Below are 17,273 nucleotides of genomic sequence, written 5' to 3' on the forward strand. Positions count from 1 at the left end.
ATTTCGCTGCTTTTAATCTGGATTGCCGCGTACCTCCTGAGGCGGCATCAGATTACGAATCTACCAAACGCAGCTGCCACTGGAAGCGGACACGTATGCTATGACACCTATACTGGGAACTTTGTTAGCGACAAGCTTTGTCGCTTCATTGGTGGCGCTGGGCATTCTCGTCTGGGCTGTTGCCAATAAGTTGATATTCGTGGGTAAAGCCGAAGCCTCCACGATTTTCATGGAAGGAGAGCTCGGCCATCCCGATGACAGCGCCTCTTTTGGTAAAAAGAACGAGGCCGAATCACATCGCTTCGACGTATTGCGGGCTGGCATCGATCACGCCGGGAAGGGCCCAGTTCTGGTTCTAATCACGGCTGGCATTCTCTGGCTACTGATAGGCTCGACGTTCGGCGTCATTGCATCTTTGAAACTGCACTGGCCAGATTGGCTCTCAGATGTTGCACAGATCACTTTTGGCCGTGCACGCACACTACATCTGAATATCGTTGCCTATGGCTGGCTTTCGGTCACGGGCATCGGCGTGGCTTTATGGCTGTTGCCACGAATCTTTCACACGCCGCTGCGACGGCCCAACATGGCCTATCTTGGGGCCTTTCTTTGGACGCTGGGTGTTTTGGGTGGAACAATCGCCGTCGCTAACGGCTGGTCGGATGGCATTGAGTGGCTGGAGTTCCCTTGGCAAATCGACTTGGTGCTTGCATTGGGGGGCTTCTTCCTTGCCTGGCCTGCGATTGAGACCGCTGCTCGTCGGAAATCACGCCACATCTATGTATCCGGCTGGTATTTCTTAGCCGGCATGGTGTGGTTCCCTTTCCTCTTTCTGGTGGCGAACATTCCTGGCCTGCACATCGGGGCCCAGCAGGCGACGGTGAACTGGTGGTTCGCGCATAATGTGCTGGGATTGTGGCTGACGCCAATGGGCGTTGGAATGGCCTACTACATTATTCCCAAGATCATCGGCAAACCGGTGTATTCATACAACGTCTCGCTCCTCGGTTTTTGGAGCCTGGCGTTGTTCTACAGCCAGGTCGGTATCCACCACCTGATGGGCGGACCGATCCCGACCTGGGCTGTAACCCTGTCCGTCGTCCACAGCATCATGATGTTTGTGCCAGTGATCGCGGTGGCGATCAACCAGCACGTCACTGTCGCCACCAACATGTGGGCGTTCAAGCAGTCAATGTCGCTCCGGTTCGTATGGATCGGCGCGCTGATGTACACCCTCTCTTCCTTCCAGGGCTCAATCGAGGCGATACGTTCGGTCAACTCGATCACTCACTTCACCCATTACACCGTCGGACACGCGCACCTGGGCGCCTATGGCTTCGTCTCGCTTGTGCTATTTGGCACTCTCTATTACATGATGCCGCACATCCTTGGCCGGCGCTGGCCCTACCCGAAGCTGGTGCAAACGCATTTCTGGCTGGTGGTGATCGGATTCACGATCTACTTCGTCTCGCTGACCGTCGCTGGTGTCCTGCAAGGCATGGGGTTGATGGACCCGGGATCTAGCTTTGCCGAAATCACCCGGTCGATGATTCCTTATCTTGAAGGCCGCTCCATCGGCGGCACGTTGATGACCTTGGGCCACTTCGTCTTTGCCGCACATTTCGCCTTGCTGCTACTGAAAAAAGAATCGAGCACCAAGTCCGTCGATACGTTCGCTCCTGTGAAAGCGTCATGAACAAACTTTTGCCACTTCTCATTGGCGCAATTGGCGTCTTGCTGCTCGCCACACTAATGCTGGTGATTCTGCCCGCTTGGCAGCTTCGCACATCGCAACCGCCAGCGCAGCTCCAGCCCTACACCGAGCAGCAGCTGTTGGGGCGCCAACAGTACGTCGCCAACGGCTGTATCTATTGCCACAGCCAGCAGCCCCGTTCCACGGGTCAAACACTGTTCGATGGCGCCCGCGGCTGGGGCCGCGCCTCGACGCCGGGAGACTATTTCTACGACACGCCCCACCTGCTGGGCACCATGCGTACCGGCCCCGACCTGCTCAACGTCGGCGCACGCCTGAAAAGCCGCGACTGGCATCTGACGCACCTGTACCAGCCGCGCGTCATCTTCGACTGGAGCATCATGCCTTCGTACCCCTATATGTTCGAAGTGAAGGATGAAGCTGCGCGGGACGACGTCGTGGTGCGTCTACCCGCGCAGTTCCAGCCGCCAGACGGGCGGGTAGTCGTGGCTCGCAAAGAAGCGTTGGACCTCGTCGAATACCTGCTGAGCCTGGATCGCACCTATCCGGCCAGCCATGAGGAATTGCAGAAAAGAGACCGCGGATATGACCACCGTCCGGAAACGGCGGCAGCGGACGGACATTCGGGTTAGGAACGCCATGAAAACCAATCACCACTCGACAATGCCCCGAGTCGACGACATCGATCCCACGTTCGAACCCTGGGAGCCGCCCCGCCCGATTCCCATCTTCCTGCTTGCGGTTCTGATTGCTTTGGCGCTCGCTGGCGTCGGCATGTATCTGAGCGACCTGGCTCCATGGACGGACTCCGGCTCGCCCGACACGGTCGCCAGCGGTCCAGTCGCGCCGGTAACGCCCGCAGTACCTACCCCCGTAGTGACGCAGGATGCGCCCGAGCTGGTCCATGCCGGCCGAGGAAGCGTGTGGAGCTGTGCATCGTGCCATGGCGATCAAGGAGAAGGTGCTGGCAACACTCCCCGCCTTGCCGGCCTGAACGAAGCTTACCTCGCCAAGCAGTTACGCGACTTCGCTTCCGAAGACCGCATCAACGAATCCATGCACTACGTGGCGCGCGAACTAACGGCTCAAGATATTGCTGAAGTGACTGCCTACTACGCGAGTCTGCCTGCCCCCCAGTTGATGCTGCCGCACTCCGATGCCGACATGGAGAGAGGCCACATGCTGTTCGAAAAAGGCGATTGGAAACTGGACGTGCCTGCCTGCGTCAGCTGTCACGGGGACCAGGGACAAGGCGTGGGCGTAGCCTTCCCACCCCTGGCTGCGCAACAACCCGAGTACCTGTTCAGCCAGTTGGCGGCATGGAAGGGCGGTCACCGGCACAACTCACCGCAATCCTTGATGGACGACATCGCAAGCCGACTGTCCTACCAGGATCTGTATGCGGTATCCAATTACGCGGCGTCCTTGCCAGGACAGGGCACCGGCGCCGCTAATTAAGCATAGAGAGCCAAGATGACAAAAAACCATTCCTCGGACCGACCCGAATCCGGCACTCCCAAGCGGTTGTCCGGCACCCGACGGCTAGCCTGGAGCGCGGGGTTGGGTATCCTGTTGTTCGGCGCCGGCTACCTGATTCATGACAGCGGCCTGATGTCGCTCTCTTTCACTTCCGAGAAAGGCGGCATTACCCAGATCGGCAGCCAGGTCTACACACGTGAAGCCATGGAGTCCGACCGTAAGACACACAACGCAGACAGGGCTGCGCCTACAGCCGGCATGCCAGTCGGTGCCGATGGCTATTACTCCCCTCCATCGGAGGACAGTATTCCTGACGGTCCCTACGGCGATGCCGTCAAGCGAGGCCGCGCCATCTTCATGGAACCGTCAACCATGGTGTCTGAGCACGTCGGTAATACGCTCGCTTGCGTCAATTGTCACCTTGATGCCGGACGCCGAGAAAACTCAGCTCCTATGTGGGGCGCCTATGTGCGTTATCCAGCGTACCGAAGCAAGACAAAGTCAATCAGTACCCTTGAGGACCGCATTAAGGGCTGCTTCACGTACTCAATGAATGCACAGGGCTCGCCGTCGGGCCAGCCTCCCCCAGCCGGGAGCGACATCTACCGCGACCTGACAACCTACTTCTATTGGATGGCCGATGGTGCGTCCACGGGAGAGAAATTACCCGGTTCAGGCTATCCCAAGCTCAAAAAGCCCGAAGAAGACTACGACGTGATGCGCGGACAGACGGTCTACGCGCAGAACTGCGCCCTGTGCCATGGCGCGGATGGCCAGGGCCAACGAGATCCCGACAGCGGTGTGGTGTTTCCGCCGCTCTGGGGTCCAAACTCCTACAACTGGGGCGCGGGCATGGCGCGCATCGATACGGCTGCCGGCTTCATCAAGGCGAATATGCCGCTAGGCAAGCCATTCTCGCTGACCGACCAGGAAGCTTGGGACGTTGCTGCTTTCGTCGACAGCCACGAACGCCCCAAGGATCCTCGTCAGACCGGCACCCTCGAAGAGGCGCGCGTCGAATTCCACGATGGAGAGGAAAGCTTCTATGGCAAAGAAGTGAATGGGAAGATCGTCGGCGGGGGCACGGAACGGGAGGGCTGATCACGCCATGCAGTCGACGACAACGGCCACTGCTGCCAACACATTGGACCTGGAGTCCCTACGTCCCGCCGGGCGCATGATTTTTTCTGTTCGCGGCATGTTCTGCGCCAGTTGCGCCATGGCGGTGCAGCGCGTCATCGACAAAGCGCCGGGAGTGCTGGACAGCAACGTAAACTTCACCTCCGGCTCCGCCTTAGTTCGGTGGGAACCGGCGCGCTTCGATTTTCAAAAGCTTTTCGATCGGGTGCAGGGCCTAGGCTACGAAATGTCGCCGCTGCTGGACGACAACGAGGTGAACCTGTCTCTGGAAAAACAAGCATCGCGGATACGGCTGCAGTTGATCGTTGCCGCCTTCTTCGGCATGTGGAGCATGCTGGGGTCCTGGATGCTTTACTTTGGCATCGAGGCCGTGGCCGGCATCGATGCCTTGCTGGTAGGCTGGACCGCAACCATTTTCAGCCTGCCGGTGGTTCTATACAGCGGCCTCGATTTTTATCGGGCGGGCTGGAAAACCGTGCGAGCCGGAGTTCCCGGCATGGATGCCCTCATATCGCTCGGCGTCTGGGGCTCCTTATTGCTGTCGCTGTGGAACCTCTCTCGAAATTCGCCCGCCGTATACGTCGATGCCGCCACGATGCTCATCACATTCCTGTTGGTGGGGAGGCTGATCGAAATCCAGGCACGGAAGCACAATATGGTAGCGATCGATGCCCTGCGCCAGCTCATGCCGGAAACGGCACGCATCATCCAACCTGATGAAAACAAACAAATCGTTGCGCTAGAGTCGGTTCAGACGAGCTCTCTAGTCTACGTGCTCGCTGGCGAACGCATACCTGTCGATGGGTTCATAGAAAAAGGCGCGTCGCAGGTAGACGCGTCTTTGCTGACGGGAGAATCTCTGCCGCTGGAGCGCAGCGCCGGCGACTACTTGCATGCCGGCATGGTGAATCTGCAGGCCCCGTTAGTGCTGCGGGTGGAAAAGGCTCAAGGCGAAAGATATGCCGATAAACTGGGGCTGCGCATGCTTGAGCTGTTCGGCGCGAAGTCCTCGACGTCAAAACTCGCCGAACAATTTGCCCGATGGCTACTTCCAGTGGCTGGCGCTATATCGCTGCTTGCGCTGATGCGCCACCTGTGGATGGGTATGGCCGTCGACCACGCATTACTAGCCTCGCTCTCGGTACTCGTCGCGGCTTGCCCCTGCGCCGTCGGGCTTGCCCTGCCGCTGGCATTCTCGGCAGGCAGTGCTCGCGCTTCACGCACCGGCATCCTGTTCAGGGATCCCGCCAGTGTCGAAGCCCTGGCGCGAGGCCGCACATTTGCCTTTGATAAGACGGGAACGCTCACGACGGGGCAATTGACAGTGGCGCGCCTGACAAGCGAGCACCTGGCGCCCGACGATCTCCTACGAGTCGTCGCGAATGCGGAAACAGGCGTTGCCCATCCTGTGGCCAACGCCATCGTCCAGCATGCCCGTTCTCGTGGAATCGAAGATCTGCCCCTGACGCCCCTTGTGGAGCGGCATCCGGCCGGCGTGCGTTATATCGCGCCCGATGGGGCGACATGGCTGATCGGAGCCGCCAAATGGCTGGAGCGGCAGGGTGTGCGCTGCACCGAGAAGGGGGAAGCAGCCGCTAATCCAGCAACAGGCCCAGCACCAAGCGCCACAGTGCATATTTCCCGTAACGGGCGATGGGAAGGCAAAATCGAACTGCAAGACAATATCCGGGCCGATTCGCTGAAGTCCTTGAACTTCCTGCGTAAAGAAGGCTGTCGAACTCTGCTGGTAACGGGCGATCACGCCATGGCGGCAAACTGGGTGGGTGAAAAACTTGGCTTTGCGCCGAAGCACGTTCACGCAGCCAGCAAGCCGGACGACAAAGTCGCAATCCTTCAGAAACATGGGCATGACACTGTTTTTGTCGGCGACGGCATCAACGACACGCTGGTCCTTGCTGCGGCCGGCTGCGGTGTGGCCGTCACTGGTGCAAATGCCATCGCCGTCACGGCCTCAGGCGTGGTGATCACGCGAGGCGGCATGAGCCAAGTGGTCCTGGCACGTCAAATGGCCCGCCACATCATGCGGCGAATCCGTCAAAACCTCTTTTTCTCGATCATCTACAACGTTGCAATCGTTGCGTTGTTCTTGCATATCGGCGTTACCCCCGGTGCGGCCGCCGTCGCCATGCTTCTAAGCAGCATGACGGTCCTCGGTAATTCTGCTCGTCCATTTCAGTCCAACGGTCTGGCTTAGCCGCTCATTGAGCAGCACCGCCAAACCTTTCATCCCTCTTGCCTGGAAACTTATCCATGATCAAAGAACTCACCTCCGAAAATTTTGATACCGCCATTGGCCTACCCGGCGTACACGTTGTGCGCTTCTGGGCTGAATGGTGTGGACCATGCCGGGCCATGTCGCCCACATTCAAGCAAACTGCCAGTGACATGGCCGACAACGCCCAATTCGGCGAGATCAACGTTGATCATGCGCCGGAATTGGCGCATCGCTTCGAGGTTCAGAGCATACCCGCAGTGCTGGTATTCAAGAATGGTTCACTCGTGAACCGAGCGGTAGGAGCGATTGGAAAGGCCCAATTGAACAAATTCGTCAAGCAACACTTGGAGTGATCGAATGAGCACGCACCGTTCTCTCATTATCCTTGGTTCAGGCCCTGCGGGATGGACCGCCGCCGTCTATGCAGCAAGAGCCAATCTTAGGCCCATGGTCATTACTGGCTTACAGCAAGGTGGTCAGTTGATGACTACTACAGAGGTCGATAATTGGCCTGGCGACGCACACGGCTTGGTGGGGCCGGAGTTGATGAGCCGCATGCAGGCACATGCCGAGCGCTTCGATACGGAAGTGGTGTTCGATCACATCCACACCAGCGACTTGTCGCGACGTCCCTTTAAACTTGTCGGCGACAGTGGCGAGTACACTTGTGACGCTCTCATCATCGCGACCGGCGCAACAGCTAAATATCTGGGGCTTGAGTCAGAAAAAAAATTTATGGGACGCGGCGTGTCGGCCTGTGCCACCTGCGACGGCTTCTTCTACAAGGAGCAGGACGTGGTAGTGGTCGGCGGCGGCAACACAGCAGTCGAGGAAGCACTATATCTGTCCAACATTGCCCGCAAGGTCTATCTGATCCATCGCCGCGATACGTTACGCGCCGAGAAGATCATTCAGGATAAGCTGTTCGAGAAAGCTGCTACGGGAAAGATTGAACCCGTCTGGCATCACACCATTGATGAAGTGCTGGGCAACGATACGGGCGTTACCGGCGTGCGTATCAAGTCGGTATCCGACGACAGCACTCGCGACATCGATGCACAGGGTTTCTTTGTAGCTATCGGTCATCATCCTAATACCGCGCTATTCGAGGGGCAGTTGGCCATGAACAACGGCTACCTAGAAATCAATTCGGGACTTAGCGGAAATGTGACACAGACGTCAGTGGAAGGCGTGTTCGCCGCTGGCGATGTGACCGATCAACATTACCGTCAAGCCATCACGTCCGCCGGATTCGGCTGCATGGCGGCGCTGGACGCAGAACGGTTTTTGGATCAGCCGCCTTTCGTGTGACTCTGCGAATAGAAGCAAACCTGACAGCCTCCGCCAGTTCAAACCGGCCCAAAGGCTGAAACCGGAGTTACATACGGCCACTGCGCCTTTAATATTGACTTAATCGGGTTGGCGTATCGTGTGTAATGATTGGCCCAATCGAACGGGTCATTACCCATACGAATGCGCTGAGCAGTGTGAGTGAATCAACACATGCAACCTGCGCTTTTACCGATTGGGAGTAATCCCATAAATTGAGGTGAAGTTGTTCAAAGCTCTCAACCTAGAATGTGTACGCGGTGATCGCAGCTTGTTCAACGGCCTGAGTTTTCATCTCAAGGCCGGAGAGTGTCTGGTGATTCATGGCGACAACGGTAGTGGAAAAACGAGTCTGCTACGCACACTTGTGGGGCTGGCAGCCCCCGCTGCTGGCGCACTGTACTGGCACGGGCGCAAGATCGACTCTCTGGATGAAGAATACCGATGTCAGCTCATTTACGCAGGCCACCTCCCAGGACTGAAGGAAGAGCTAGATGCAGAGGAAAACCTGCAGTTTGCCTTGACCCTGGCGAATGAACCGTCCAGCGTAAGTGCGATACACACGGCATTGCATCAGGTCGGATTGCAAGGCAAGGAAAATCTGCCGACGCGGCTCTTGTCTGAAGGACAGAAGCGTCGAGTGAGCTTGGCTAGATTAGTACTGCAAAAACGCCCTTTGTGGGTATTGGACGAACCTCTGGCCGCCTTGGACAGCAAAGCCGCCCAATGGGTGACGGAAACGATAGACCGGCACCTGTGCCGTGGCGGAATAGCCGCTGTCACGACGCATCATGAGATGAAACTGAAGCATGCGACGTATCACATCACATGCGGATAAGCACATGAGTGCGCCCCTGGGGCTGGCTTCTTTCCATGGAGTGATCAAACATGATTTAAAAGTCGCCATGCGTTGCAAGTCCGAAGTCCTGACTTCGCTTTCGTTCTTTGTCATCGTGGTCAGCTTGATTCCATTGGGCGTTGGCGCTGAACGAGACATACTCAGACAGATTGCACCCGGCATTCTCTGGATTGCCGCATTGCTGGCCACCTTGATCTCGTTGAATCGCCTGTTTGAACGGGATTATCTGGACGGGACCCTGGAGCAACTGCTCCTGTCCCCCGCTCCGTTGGGCGTACTGATATTGGGCAAAGTCGTCGCGTACTGGCTATTGACCGGCCTGCCGCTGACATTGCTGGCGCCATTTTTGGCACTGCAATTCGACTTGCCGCCTTCATCTCTATACGCGCTGACAGCCTCGTTATTGCTCGGCACCCCGGTGCTGAGCCTGCTTGGAGCGATTGGAGCCAGCCTGACATTGGGCTTGCGCAGCAACAGCGTGCTGCTGACACTGCTGATTTTGCCGCTTTACGTACCGGTGTTGATTTTTGGCACGGCCGCTGTTGACGTCGCCACCGGCGGGGCACGCACAGGCGCGAATATTTCGCTGCTGGGAGCGATGTTGGTGCTGGCCGCGTTTTTTGCTCCTTGGGCGACGGCTGCCGCGCTGAAGATTGCGCTGGAGTAATGAAAAACAGATGATCAACTGGTTCAAATACGCATCGCCAAGAACGTTTTATCCGCTTGCTGGGCGCCTGATCCCGTGGTTTGGCGCAGCCTCCGTCCTGTTGACTGCGGCGGGGTTATACGCAGGTTTCTTCATGGCGCCCACCGACGCCCAGCAAGGCGAGGGATACCGCATTATCTTCGTGCATGTGCCCGCCTCATGGATGTCGATGTTCATCTATTTGGTGATGGCTTTCTGGGCCGCAGTGGGGCTGGTTCTCAACAGCCGCCTGTCGGCCATGATGGCATCGGCCCTGGCCCCCACCGGCGCCATGTTCACCTTTCTCTCCCTATGGACCGGCGCCTTGTGGGGCAAGCCCATGTGGGGAGCCTGGTGGGTGTGGGATGCGCGCCTGACCTCAGAACTGATTCTGTTCTTCTTGTACATGGCCTTCATTGCGCTCCAGTCGGCCGTGGACGACCCTCGACGCGGCGACAAGGCCGCTGCCGTGCTGGCTCTTGTCGGCGTGGTGAACATTCCGATTATCTATTTCTCGGTCCAGTGGTGGAGCACCCTGCATCAGGGGGCCTCGGTCTCGCTGACACGCGCTCCGTCCATGGCAACGATCATGCTGGCCGGCATGCTGCTCATGGCCCTGGCCGCCTGGGCGTACACCATCGCCACCGCACTAAGACGTATGCGCTGCATCATTCTGGAGCGCGAGCGCCATGCCGGGTGGCTGAACGAATTGAAGGAGATGCAAGAATGACATGGTCAAGTCCAACTGAATTCCTGGCCATGGGCGGCTATGGTGCATACGTATGGGGCGCCATGGGAATGTCCATCATCGCTGTGTGCGCCGAACAGATGCTTCTTGGACGGCGCCGTAGATCAGCGCTGCTGCAAGCAGTTCGCGAGCAGCGCATGCAAAAAAAGGCAGTCCAATGAAGAAGCGCCATCAACGCAGCTTGCTCATTGGAGGCGGGCTGGCCGCCATCGCCATTGCGACGGCGCTCGTCCTCAATGCATTCCAGAATAATCTTGTGTTCTTCTTTACGCCTACGCAGGTCAATGCGGGCGAAGCTCCCCAGGAACGCCTCTTCCGCGTCGGGGGGATCGTGCAAGCGGGCAGCGTACGGCGTGACGGCCTAACCGTGCAGTTCGTCGTGACCGACAACGCCAAGACGGTACCCGTCAGCTACACGGGCATACTCCCTGACCTCTTCAGCGAAGGCAAGGGCGTAGTGGTGCAAGGCAGGCTTGAGCTTGGCGGCCGGTTCCTGGCCCAGGAGGTACTGGCAAAGCATGATGAAAACTACATGCCTCCCGAAGCTCAGCACGCCTTGAACGAAGCCGAGAAAGCCACCAATGCAGGGAGGCCATGATCGCCATGCTTCCCGAGATCGGACATTTCTCCCTAATACTCGCGCTGTTCGTGGCGCTAGCGCAGGCCAGCCTGGCCCTTGCGGGCGCCGCGCGTGGCAATGCCGCCTGGATCGCCCTCGCGCGTCCCGCCGCACGCGCTCAGTTTCTTTTGGTTTCCATCAGCTTTATCGCGCTTGGCGGGTCGTTCTTCGCCAACGACTTTTCAGTTCTCTACGTGGCGCAGAACTCCAACTCTCAACTTCCCTGGTTCTATCGAATCGCCGCGACGTGGGGTGGACACGAAGGGTCGCTGCTGTTGTGGCTGCTGATGCAAACCGGATGGGCGTTTGCCGTAAGCTTTTTTTCAAGACAACTGCCGGAGGCTATGGTGGCGCGCGTACTGGGCGTGCTGGGCTTGGTCACCGTCGGATTTCTGCTGTTTGTACTGGCAACTTCCAATCCGTTCGAGCGGCTGATGCCTCCCGTCATGGAGGGGATGGACTTGAATCCGCTACTGCAGGATATCGGCCTGATACTTCATCCACCTTTACTGTATATGGGGTATGTCGGGTTCTCGGTGGCTTTCGCATTTGCCGTGGCCGCCTTACTGGCCGGAAAATTGGATTCTGCCTGGGCGCGATGGTCCCGGCCCTGGGCTACGGCTGCCTGGTTGTTTCTGACACTGGGCATCGCCCTGGGTAGCTGGTGGGCCTATTACGAACTCGGATGGGGCGGATGGTGGTTCTGGGATCCCGTGGAAAACTCGTCCTTCATCCCCTGGCTTGTCGGCACTGCCCTGATTCACTCCTTGGCCGTGACGGAAAAACGCGGCAGCTTCAAGAACTGGACAGTGCTCCTTGCCATCTGTACGTTCTCATTTTCCCTGCTGGGGGCCTTTCTGGTGCGTTCGGGTGTGCTGACGTCCGTGCACGCCTTTGCCACCGATCCCCGAAGAGGCGTGTTCCTGCTCATTCTTTTTGCTGTTGTGGTGGGAGCATCATTAGTGCTCTTTGCTCTGCGCGCCCCCAAAGTAAGCACAGGCGGCCAATTCTCATTGGTGTCGCGCGAGACTCTCTTGCTGGTGAACAATGTGCTGCTGGCTGCAGCGGCCGGCGCCGTAACCCTCGGAACCCTGTATCCGCTGCTGCTCGACGGCTTCGACCTAGGCAAGATTTCGGTCGGTCCCCCGTACTTCAATGCCATCTTCGTGCCGCTGATGATTCCCGCCCTGCTGCTCATGGCCATAGGGCCCGCAGCCAACTGGAAATCGGCGAAAATCGCGGCCTTGACAAAGCAGCTTCTGCATCCCGCATGGATAGCGCTGATCGTCGGCATCGGTGCCCCGCTCTTGCTGGGGCGATGGTCTGTGCTGATAGCGCTGGGACTGGGCCTAGCGGCCTGGATCGCGGCGTCGGTGGCCATCGGCGTGATGCAACGTGTGCGCGCCACCCGCAGTGGCCCGCTGAAACAGCCGCGCAGCTGGCTGGGAATGCATCTGGCTCATTTTGGCATTGCCGTGTTTGTCACGGGCGTCACGCTAGTCATGGGGTATGAAACCGAACAAGACCTACGCATGGAACCCGGCGCTACGGTGCAGGCGGGAAGCTATGACTTGACGTTCCGCGGGGTCACCAAGGCAACAGGCCCCAACTACGAGGCGGAAATCGGTGACGTGCTGCTTTCAAAGAACGGCAAAACCCTGCGCACACTCCACCCCGAGAAACGCGATTACTTTTCGTCGGACATGCCGATGACAGAAGCGGCCATTGACGCCAACGGCCTGCGGCACGTGTACGTGTCCCTGGGCGAACCTCTGGGCGATGGGTCATGGAGCGTGCGGGTCTACTACAAGCCGTTTGTCGACTGGATCTGGATCGGCTGTATCTTGATGGCGCTTGGCGGGCTGCTGGCCATCAGTGATCGCCGCTACCGGCTTAAACGCCGCCGGCGCCAAACAGACACGGCGGCCCATGGAGCCGGCGCATGAATCGTTTTTTATGGCCTTTGACCGGACTACTGTTGCTGATAGGCTTATTGGCCATCGGCTTGACGTTGAAGCCCAGCGAAGTGCCTTCTCCGCTTATCGGCAAACCGGCGCCCGTCTTTAGTTTGCCCAAGTTGGCAGCCCCGGACGAAACATTCTCGCCGCAATCCATGGACGGCAAGGTGTGGCTGCTGAATGTCTGGGCATCGTGGTGCCCGCCCTGCCTTGAAGAGCACCCCGTCATTACCGATTTGTCCACCACCCACGGATTGTCGATTGTCGGCCTGAACTACAAGGATATAGCCGATGATGCAATCGCCTGGCTACAGCGCCATGGCAATGCCTATGAAGCAGTGATCACAGATTCCGAAGGCGTCGTCGGTATCGACTATGGCGTTTATGGCGTGCCGGAAACGTATGTCATCGATAAACAGGGTGTCATCCGCTACAAGCATATCGGGGCGGTCAGCTTCGGCGATGCACGCGACACCATCCTGCCCCTGGTTCGGGAGCTGCAGAAATGAGGCGTATATGGCTGTTGCTGCTTTGCGCACTGGTTTGCCAGCCCGTCTGGAGCAACGGCAGCGCGATTGAGGCGCGAATGCTGGATATCGCCACCGAGTTGCGCTGCCTAGTGTGCCAGAACGAATCAATTGCCGCCTCGCGCGCTGACTTTGCGAGGGACATACGGGAGCTGATTCGTAATCAGATCAAGGCGGGACGGTCAGAAGCTCAGATTCAGGATTTCCTGGTGGCGCGGTATGGCGACTTCATACTCTATCGGCCGCCATTGAAAGCTACCACGCTCTTTCTGTGGCTCGGACCCATGCTGCTGATGGTGGGCGGGCTCCTGGTGCTCGCCATGACACTGCGGCGCCGAAATAGAAACGCCGCGCCTGACCCGCTTGACGATGACGAACAACGCATGGCTGACGCCCTTTTACAGCGCAGCACCAGCGAAACTCATTCAAAAGGTAATTCATCATGAGCTTGCTCTTCGCTGGCATTGTGTCGTTGCTTTGCGCAACGGTGGCATTGTGGCTCGGCCGCGCCCTTTGGCGCGGCCCAGGCCAAGGTGATGAGATCGGGCATCACTCGGTCAACGCAACAGTTTTGCGCGATCAATTGGCTGAATTGGAAGGAGACGTCGCAAACCGTACACTATCCGAGCACGATTTTTCCGTGGCCAAGCAAGAGTTGCAGCGCCGCGCGCTGGATGAGGCGATACCTGGCTCGGCTCCCGCTACCGGTGCGCATAACAGCCGACGAGCAGCCGCGGTAGTGGGCATCGTCTTGCCTGTGGCCGCCCTGCTGGTGTACGCATACCTTGGCAGCCCGGCCGCAACGCGGCCCGCCCCAGCTCCCAGTGCTGCCACAATGACTCAGGCTGATGTGCAGAAGATGGTGGAATCTCTAGAGGCGCGCCTGAAAGAAAATCCGGACGATCCCGAGGGCTGGCTGATGTTGGGCCGCTCTTATCGATACTTTGGAAGATATGCAGATGCAGCCCAAGCTTTTTCCAAAGCTGCTCCCATCATCGAGGCGGACCCGCTTTCCCTGGCGGAATATGCCGAAGTGATCGCACGCAGCAGCGCAAGCGGATTTACCCAGGAAGCCACGCGACTACTTGACCGCGCCCTTACCCTCGACCCGGACGAACCATTCGCCCTCACCTTGGCGGGAAGGGCTGCATTCGAGCGCGGCGAATATCAGGCGGCTATTGGCTATTGGCAACAATTACTAGAACAGTTCCCGGCCGGTTCGGAAGCGGCCCAGGCGGTACTAAATGGCATTGATATGGCTCGACGAAGTGCTGGTGCCGCCTCTCCATAACCCATCAGCATACTTCGAACTCGCTTGGAAATCGCCTTCAAACCAGCTAATCGGTTTCTCGCATATAAGCCCGGGGACTGCACTTCATCTCGGTAGATCGATTCCAGACAGCTTGTCCGGACATCGATGTACGCTTGGACACCAACCACAAATCGGTAGACTTCGCAGCCCAGCGCATCGATATCGGTGTGCGCTACGGCATGGGGGACTGGCCAGGCCTGAAGGCCGACAAGCTCATGGATGAAGAAGCTTTTCCCGTATGCTCCCCTGAGCTGCTGCATCAGTTCAGGCAACTACGCAAGCCAAGTAATCTAATTCGCGAAACGCTGATCCATGACTTGACGATGGCCGGCCATGCGGGCTTCCCGACCTGGGAGGAATGGATGAAGAAAGCCGGCGTTAGCGACACAGCGACGATCCATCGCGGCATGCCCCTCAATAACTCTGCAGCCGTGCTGCAGACAGCTATTGAGGGGCATGGCATCGCGCTCGCACGCAGCATCATGGCCCGCGACGATCTGTCGAGCGGGCGCCTCGTGAGGCTATTCCCAGACATCAGCTTAGCGTTGAATGCCTCTTATTACATCGTTTACCGACCCGAGTGCGCCAATCTACCCACACTAGCGGCATTCAGGGAGTGGTTAATCACTGAGGCGGATGACTAATCACAAAGTAAAATTTCAAACGGAAGGGCTGCGCTGTCGCCCAATCTCCCACGACACCCCACCGCCATGCACTGTTGCGGCGATCTGCTGGCCCAGCCGCTGCTCGATCACCGGTCGCCACGGCACCAGACTGAACCCCATGCCGTCATCAAGCATCGCGTAACGCCCGCTGACGAGCATGATTGAGCGTCGGTAGATACCGGCCACGCGCTGCCCATCAGCCACGGGCCGATGCTCCAGACCGGTTTCGGCGGCAATGTCCTTGGCAGCCCGCGCCAGTTCCCGATTGCGCAGCGTGCTCAGCAGATTGCCCGCCAGGATCACGCGCTGCCCGCGCCGCTGGGCCAGTCCTTGCTCTTCGAGGAAGTCGGCGCGCTGCTGCATGGCTTGTTTGGCCTCGCCACCAAAACCCATATCCTCCAGCCCCTTGCCGCGGCCAATCAACTGGTGATCAAGCCAGGTGGCCCCAATCACGCGAGTTTCCCGCTCGATGGGAAGGGGTGATTTCAGTTCCACCGCCACACCTCCCTGCCGCTGCGCGTCATACTGGCGGCCACGTTCGGGGAGGTCACGCGGTACTTTCCATAGTCCATCAGCCACGCGCTCCACAATTCCGGCGCGGCGCAGGGCTTCCAGCCGGCGAACATGCGCCGCGACGACTTCCTGCGGGTCGCGACCAGCTTTGGCGCGACCTTGCTCAATAGCAAGGTGGTGATCGATACGATACAAACCGTCGCTTGCCAGTTCCACGATGTTGCGGTCAGCCGCTCGAATGTCGGCGGAACCCTTCACTTCCACCACCGCGCCGGTTGGATAGTTGGCCGGTTCGTCGCGAGCATTGAGTGCAACGTAATGGGCCTTGCCGTCCACGCCGTCGATCACCAGATAGCCCCGGTCGCGCAGCTCATCATCCAGCCCCTTGGCCGCCACGCGCCCAACGATGACGCGTCCACCTCCATCATCATCTTGGCCCGGCTCGAATACGGCAAGTTCGCGTTGTTTTCCGCTCATGGCCCGCTGCATGGTGCGGATAATGTCGCCCCGCTCGCTCAGGGCGCGCAAGATTTTTTCAGCGTCGGTGTGCATGGCCCAGGTGCCGGGCTGTATTTCATCGGCCAGCCCTAGGCGCTGCAAGCGTTGCAGGCGACCGATCAGCAACAGGCGCTGGCGTTGCAATGTCGGCTCATTGAAGCGTTGGATCTGCACCCGTCCATCCTCTCCGATCTCACGTTGCAGGGTGCGATCCAGGCTCGTCCACCGTTCCTGCTCCACTTCGCGCTGCATGGCCTGCTGGATTTCCAGCTCGGTGCGCGGCCCCAGCCATTCGGTCGCCAGCTCAGAAGCGCGATGACGCAAGCCCTGGGCGATATAGTCGCCCGCAATGATGAGGTCTTGACCGGTCTCGTCGCGCCCGCGCACGATCAGGTGGGTGTGCGGGTTGTCGGTATTCCAGTGATCCACCGCCACCCAATCCAGGCGCGTGCCCAGGTCGGCTTCCATGCGGTTCACCAGATGCCGGGTGTAGGTGCGCAGGTCACCCAGCTCCGCGCCATCTTCGGGCGAGACAATGAAGCGGAAATGATGCCGGTCGTCTGCGCAGCGTTCCTTGAAGGCATCCAGATCGGCGACGTCCGTCTGTGGCCCATAGGCTTGGCCTGGCTCGCCATTGCGGCCCGCGCCGTCACGCTCGATGTAGCGCAGGTGCTTGGCAAGCGACTGTGGGCTGGCACGTTGCTGATTGACCAGCAGCGTCTTAATGGTCACGCGCCGCGAGAATGGCGTGAGATTGGCGCCTGCGAAGCGCGCCGCCGTATGGCCGCGACCCAGGCGTGCGCCGGGACGCTGACCGGTGCGTGCGCCACGGCTACCGGCTGCGGAATGACGCATCGAGGACTTGCCCCCGCTGGCCTTGCCGGTCTGCTTGAGCACCTTGGAAATAAAACCTTGGCCTTGACCCTTGCCCCGGTTCTTCGGGGCGCTGGGGCGCACCCGGAAATCATCATCGCGGCGGTCGCTCATGGCT

Annotated in this window: 17 protein-coding genes and 1 pseudogene; 17 read left to right on the forward strand and 1 reads right to left on the reverse strand. The window is 58.9% G+C overall.

What is annotated here, in order from left to right:
* Window positions 1-100: 100 nt before the first annotated feature.
* From V0R37_RS15600 to V0R37_RS15680, 17 genes and pseudogenes are all read left to right on the forward strand, one after another.
* Window positions 101-1,696, forward strand: coding sequence for a cbb3-type cytochrome c oxidase subunit I (locus V0R37_RS15600; protein ID WP_420375405.1), 1,596 nt, complete (start codon window positions 101-103; stop codon window positions 1,694-1,696).
* A complete protein-coding gene (locus V0R37_RS15605) occupies window positions 1,693-2,346 on the forward strand; it encodes a cbb3-type cytochrome c oxidase subunit II (RefSeq protein WP_420375406.1) in 654 nt (217 codons plus the stop codon). Before V0R37_RS15600 ends, V0R37_RS15605 begins: the two co-directional genes overlap by 4 nt.
* 7 nt (window positions 2,347-2,353) lie before the next feature.
* Window positions 2,354-3,172 carry a c-type cytochrome gene (locus V0R37_RS15610; RefSeq protein ID WP_420375407.1) on the forward strand — a complete coding sequence of 273 codons (819 nt, stop codon included), beginning with the start codon at window positions 2,354-2,356 and terminating at the stop codon, window positions 3,170-3,172.
* 102 nt (window positions 3,173-3,274) lie between these two features.
* A complete protein-coding gene (locus V0R37_RS15615; RefSeq protein WP_420375408.1) occupies window positions 3,275-4,294 on the forward strand; it encodes a c-type cytochrome in 1,020 nt (339 codons plus the stop codon).
* A 7-nt stretch (window positions 4,295-4,301) separates the two neighbouring features.
* Window positions 4,302-6,548, forward strand: a complete 2,247-nt coding sequence (locus tag V0R37_RS15620) for a heavy metal translocating P-type ATPase (RefSeq protein ID WP_420375409.1) — start codon at window positions 4,302-4,304, stop codon at window positions 6,546-6,548.
* A 56-nt stretch (window positions 6,549-6,604) separates the two neighbouring features.
* Window positions 6,605-6,922 (forward strand): thioredoxin, encoded by a 318-nt coding sequence (gene trxA / locus V0R37_RS15625; RefSeq protein ID WP_254499639.1) that lies wholly within the window; start codon window positions 6,605-6,607, stop codon window positions 6,920-6,922.
* A 4-nt stretch (window positions 6,923-6,926) separates the two neighbouring features.
* Window positions 6,927-7,880, forward strand: a complete 954-nt coding sequence (gene trxB, locus V0R37_RS15630) for a thioredoxin-disulfide reductase (protein ID WP_254499640.1) — start codon at window positions 6,927-6,929, stop codon at window positions 7,878-7,880.
* Window positions 7,881-8,118: 238 nt separating this feature from the next.
* Window positions 8,119-8,736 (forward strand): cytochrome c biogenesis heme-transporting ATPase CcmA, encoded by a 618-nt coding sequence (ccmA, locus tag V0R37_RS15635; RefSeq protein WP_228255687.1) that lies wholly within the window; start codon window positions 8,119-8,121, stop codon window positions 8,734-8,736.
* A 4-nt stretch (window positions 8,737-8,740) separates the two neighbouring features.
* The gene (gene ccmB, locus V0R37_RS15640) at window positions 8,741-9,424 is read left to right on the forward strand and encodes a heme exporter protein CcmB (RefSeq protein ID WP_118994218.1); all 684 of its coding nucleotides are present in this window, start codon (window positions 8,741-8,743) and stop codon (window positions 9,422-9,424) included.
* A 10-nt stretch (window positions 9,425-9,434) separates the two neighbouring features.
* Window positions 9,435-10,172 carry a heme ABC transporter permease CcmC gene (gene ccmC, locus V0R37_RS15645; RefSeq protein ID WP_118994217.1) on the forward strand — a complete coding sequence of 246 codons (738 nt, stop codon included), beginning with the start codon at window positions 9,435-9,437 and terminating at the stop codon, window positions 10,170-10,172.
* Window positions 10,169-10,351, forward strand: coding sequence for a heme exporter protein CcmD (locus V0R37_RS15650; protein WP_118994216.1), 183 nt, complete (start codon window positions 10,169-10,171; stop codon window positions 10,349-10,351). The genes ccmC and V0R37_RS15650 overlap by 4 nt, the downstream gene beginning before the upstream one ends.
* Window positions 10,348-10,788, forward strand: a complete 441-nt coding sequence (gene ccmE, locus V0R37_RS15655) for a cytochrome c maturation protein CcmE (protein ID WP_118994215.1) — start codon at window positions 10,348-10,350, stop codon at window positions 10,786-10,788. The genes V0R37_RS15650 and ccmE overlap by 4 nt, the downstream gene beginning before the upstream one ends.
* 5 nt (window positions 10,789-10,793) lie before the next feature.
* Entirely contained in the window at window positions 10,794-12,755 is a 1,962-nt protein-coding gene (locus V0R37_RS15660; RefSeq protein ID WP_254500287.1) for a heme lyase CcmF/NrfE family subunit, read from the forward strand.
* A complete protein-coding gene (locus V0R37_RS15665) occupies window positions 12,752-13,276 on the forward strand; it encodes a DsbE family thiol:disulfide interchange protein (protein WP_254499641.1) in 525 nt (174 codons plus the stop codon). The genes V0R37_RS15660 and V0R37_RS15665 overlap by 4 nt, the downstream gene beginning before the upstream one ends.
* Window positions 13,273-13,740 carry a cytochrome c-type biogenesis protein gene (locus tag V0R37_RS15670; protein ID WP_420375410.1) on the forward strand — a complete coding sequence of 156 codons (468 nt, stop codon included), beginning with the start codon at window positions 13,273-13,275 and terminating at the stop codon, window positions 13,738-13,740. Before V0R37_RS15665 ends, V0R37_RS15670 begins: the two co-directional genes overlap by 4 nt.
* Entirely contained in the window at window positions 13,737-14,585 is an 849-nt protein-coding gene (ccmI, locus tag V0R37_RS15675) for a c-type cytochrome biogenesis protein CcmI (protein ID WP_118994212.1), read from the forward strand. The genes V0R37_RS15670 and ccmI overlap by 4 nt, the downstream gene beginning before the upstream one ends.
* A 92-nt stretch (window positions 14,586-14,677) precedes the next feature.
* Window positions 14,678-15,250 (forward strand): annotated as a pseudogene (locus V0R37_RS15680) (LysR substrate-binding domain-containing protein); the annotation flags it as partial.
* Window positions 15,251-15,265: 15 nt separating this feature from the next.
* Here V0R37_RS15680 and V0R37_RS15685 read toward each other — a convergent pair.
* Window positions 15,266-17,269, reverse strand: coding sequence for a DUF3363 domain-containing protein (locus V0R37_RS15685; RefSeq protein WP_420375598.1), 2,004 nt, complete (start codon window positions 17,267-17,269; stop codon window positions 15,266-15,268).
* Window positions 17,270-17,273: the final 4 nt, after the last annotated feature.

It is taken from the genome of Pollutimonas rozaliensis (assembly GCF_048751585.1).
Lineage (GTDB): Bacteria > Pseudomonadota > Gammaproteobacteria > Burkholderiales > Burkholderiaceae_B.

Coding starts and splice junctions, on each gene's coding strand:
- V0R37_RS15670 (WP_420375410.1), top strand. CDS start 13,273: ATGAGGCGTATATGGCTGTTGCTGCTTTGCGCACTGGTTTGCCAGCCC.
- V0R37_RS15685 (WP_420375598.1), bottom strand. CDS start 17,269: ATGAGCGACCGCCGCGATGATGATTTCCGGGTGCGCCCCAGCGCCCCG.
- ccmC (WP_118994217.1), top strand. CDS start 9,435: ATGATCAACTGGTTCAAATACGCATCGCCAAGAACGTTTTATCCGCTT.
- V0R37_RS15650 (WP_118994216.1), top strand. CDS start 10,169: ATGACATGGTCAAGTCCAACTGAATTCCTGGCCATGGGCGGCTATGGT.
- ccmI (WP_118994212.1), top strand. CDS start 13,737: ATGAGCTTGCTCTTCGCTGGCATTGTGTCGTTGCTTTGCGCAACGGTG.
- trxA (WP_254499639.1), top strand. CDS start 6,605: ATGATCAAAGAACTCACCTCCGAAAATTTTGATACCGCCATTGGCCTA.
- trxB (WP_254499640.1), top strand. CDS start 6,927: ATGAGCACGCACCGTTCTCTCATTATCCTTGGTTCAGGCCCTGCGGGA.
- V0R37_RS15605 (WP_420375406.1), top strand. CDS start 1,693: ATGAACAAACTTTTGCCACTTCTCATTGGCGCAATTGGCGTCTTGCTG.
- V0R37_RS15665 (WP_254499641.1), top strand. CDS start 12,752: ATGAATCGTTTTTTATGGCCTTTGACCGGACTACTGTTGCTGATAGGC.
- V0R37_RS15600 (WP_420375405.1), top strand. CDS start 101: ATGACACCTATACTGGGAACTTTGTTAGCGACAAGCTTTGTCGCTTCA.
- V0R37_RS15660 (WP_254500287.1), top strand. CDS start 10,794: ATGCTTCCCGAGATCGGACATTTCTCCCTAATACTCGCGCTGTTCGTG.
- V0R37_RS15620 (WP_420375409.1), top strand. CDS start 4,302: ATGCAGTCGACGACAACGGCCACTGCTGCCAACACATTGGACCTGGAG.
- ccmE (WP_118994215.1), top strand. CDS start 10,348: ATGAAGAAGCGCCATCAACGCAGCTTGCTCATTGGAGGCGGGCTGGCC.
- ccmB (WP_118994218.1), top strand. CDS start 8,741: ATGAGTGCGCCCCTGGGGCTGGCTTCTTTCCATGGAGTGATCAAACAT.
- V0R37_RS15610 (WP_420375407.1), top strand. CDS start 2,354: ATGAAAACCAATCACCACTCGACAATGCCCCGAGTCGACGACATCGAT.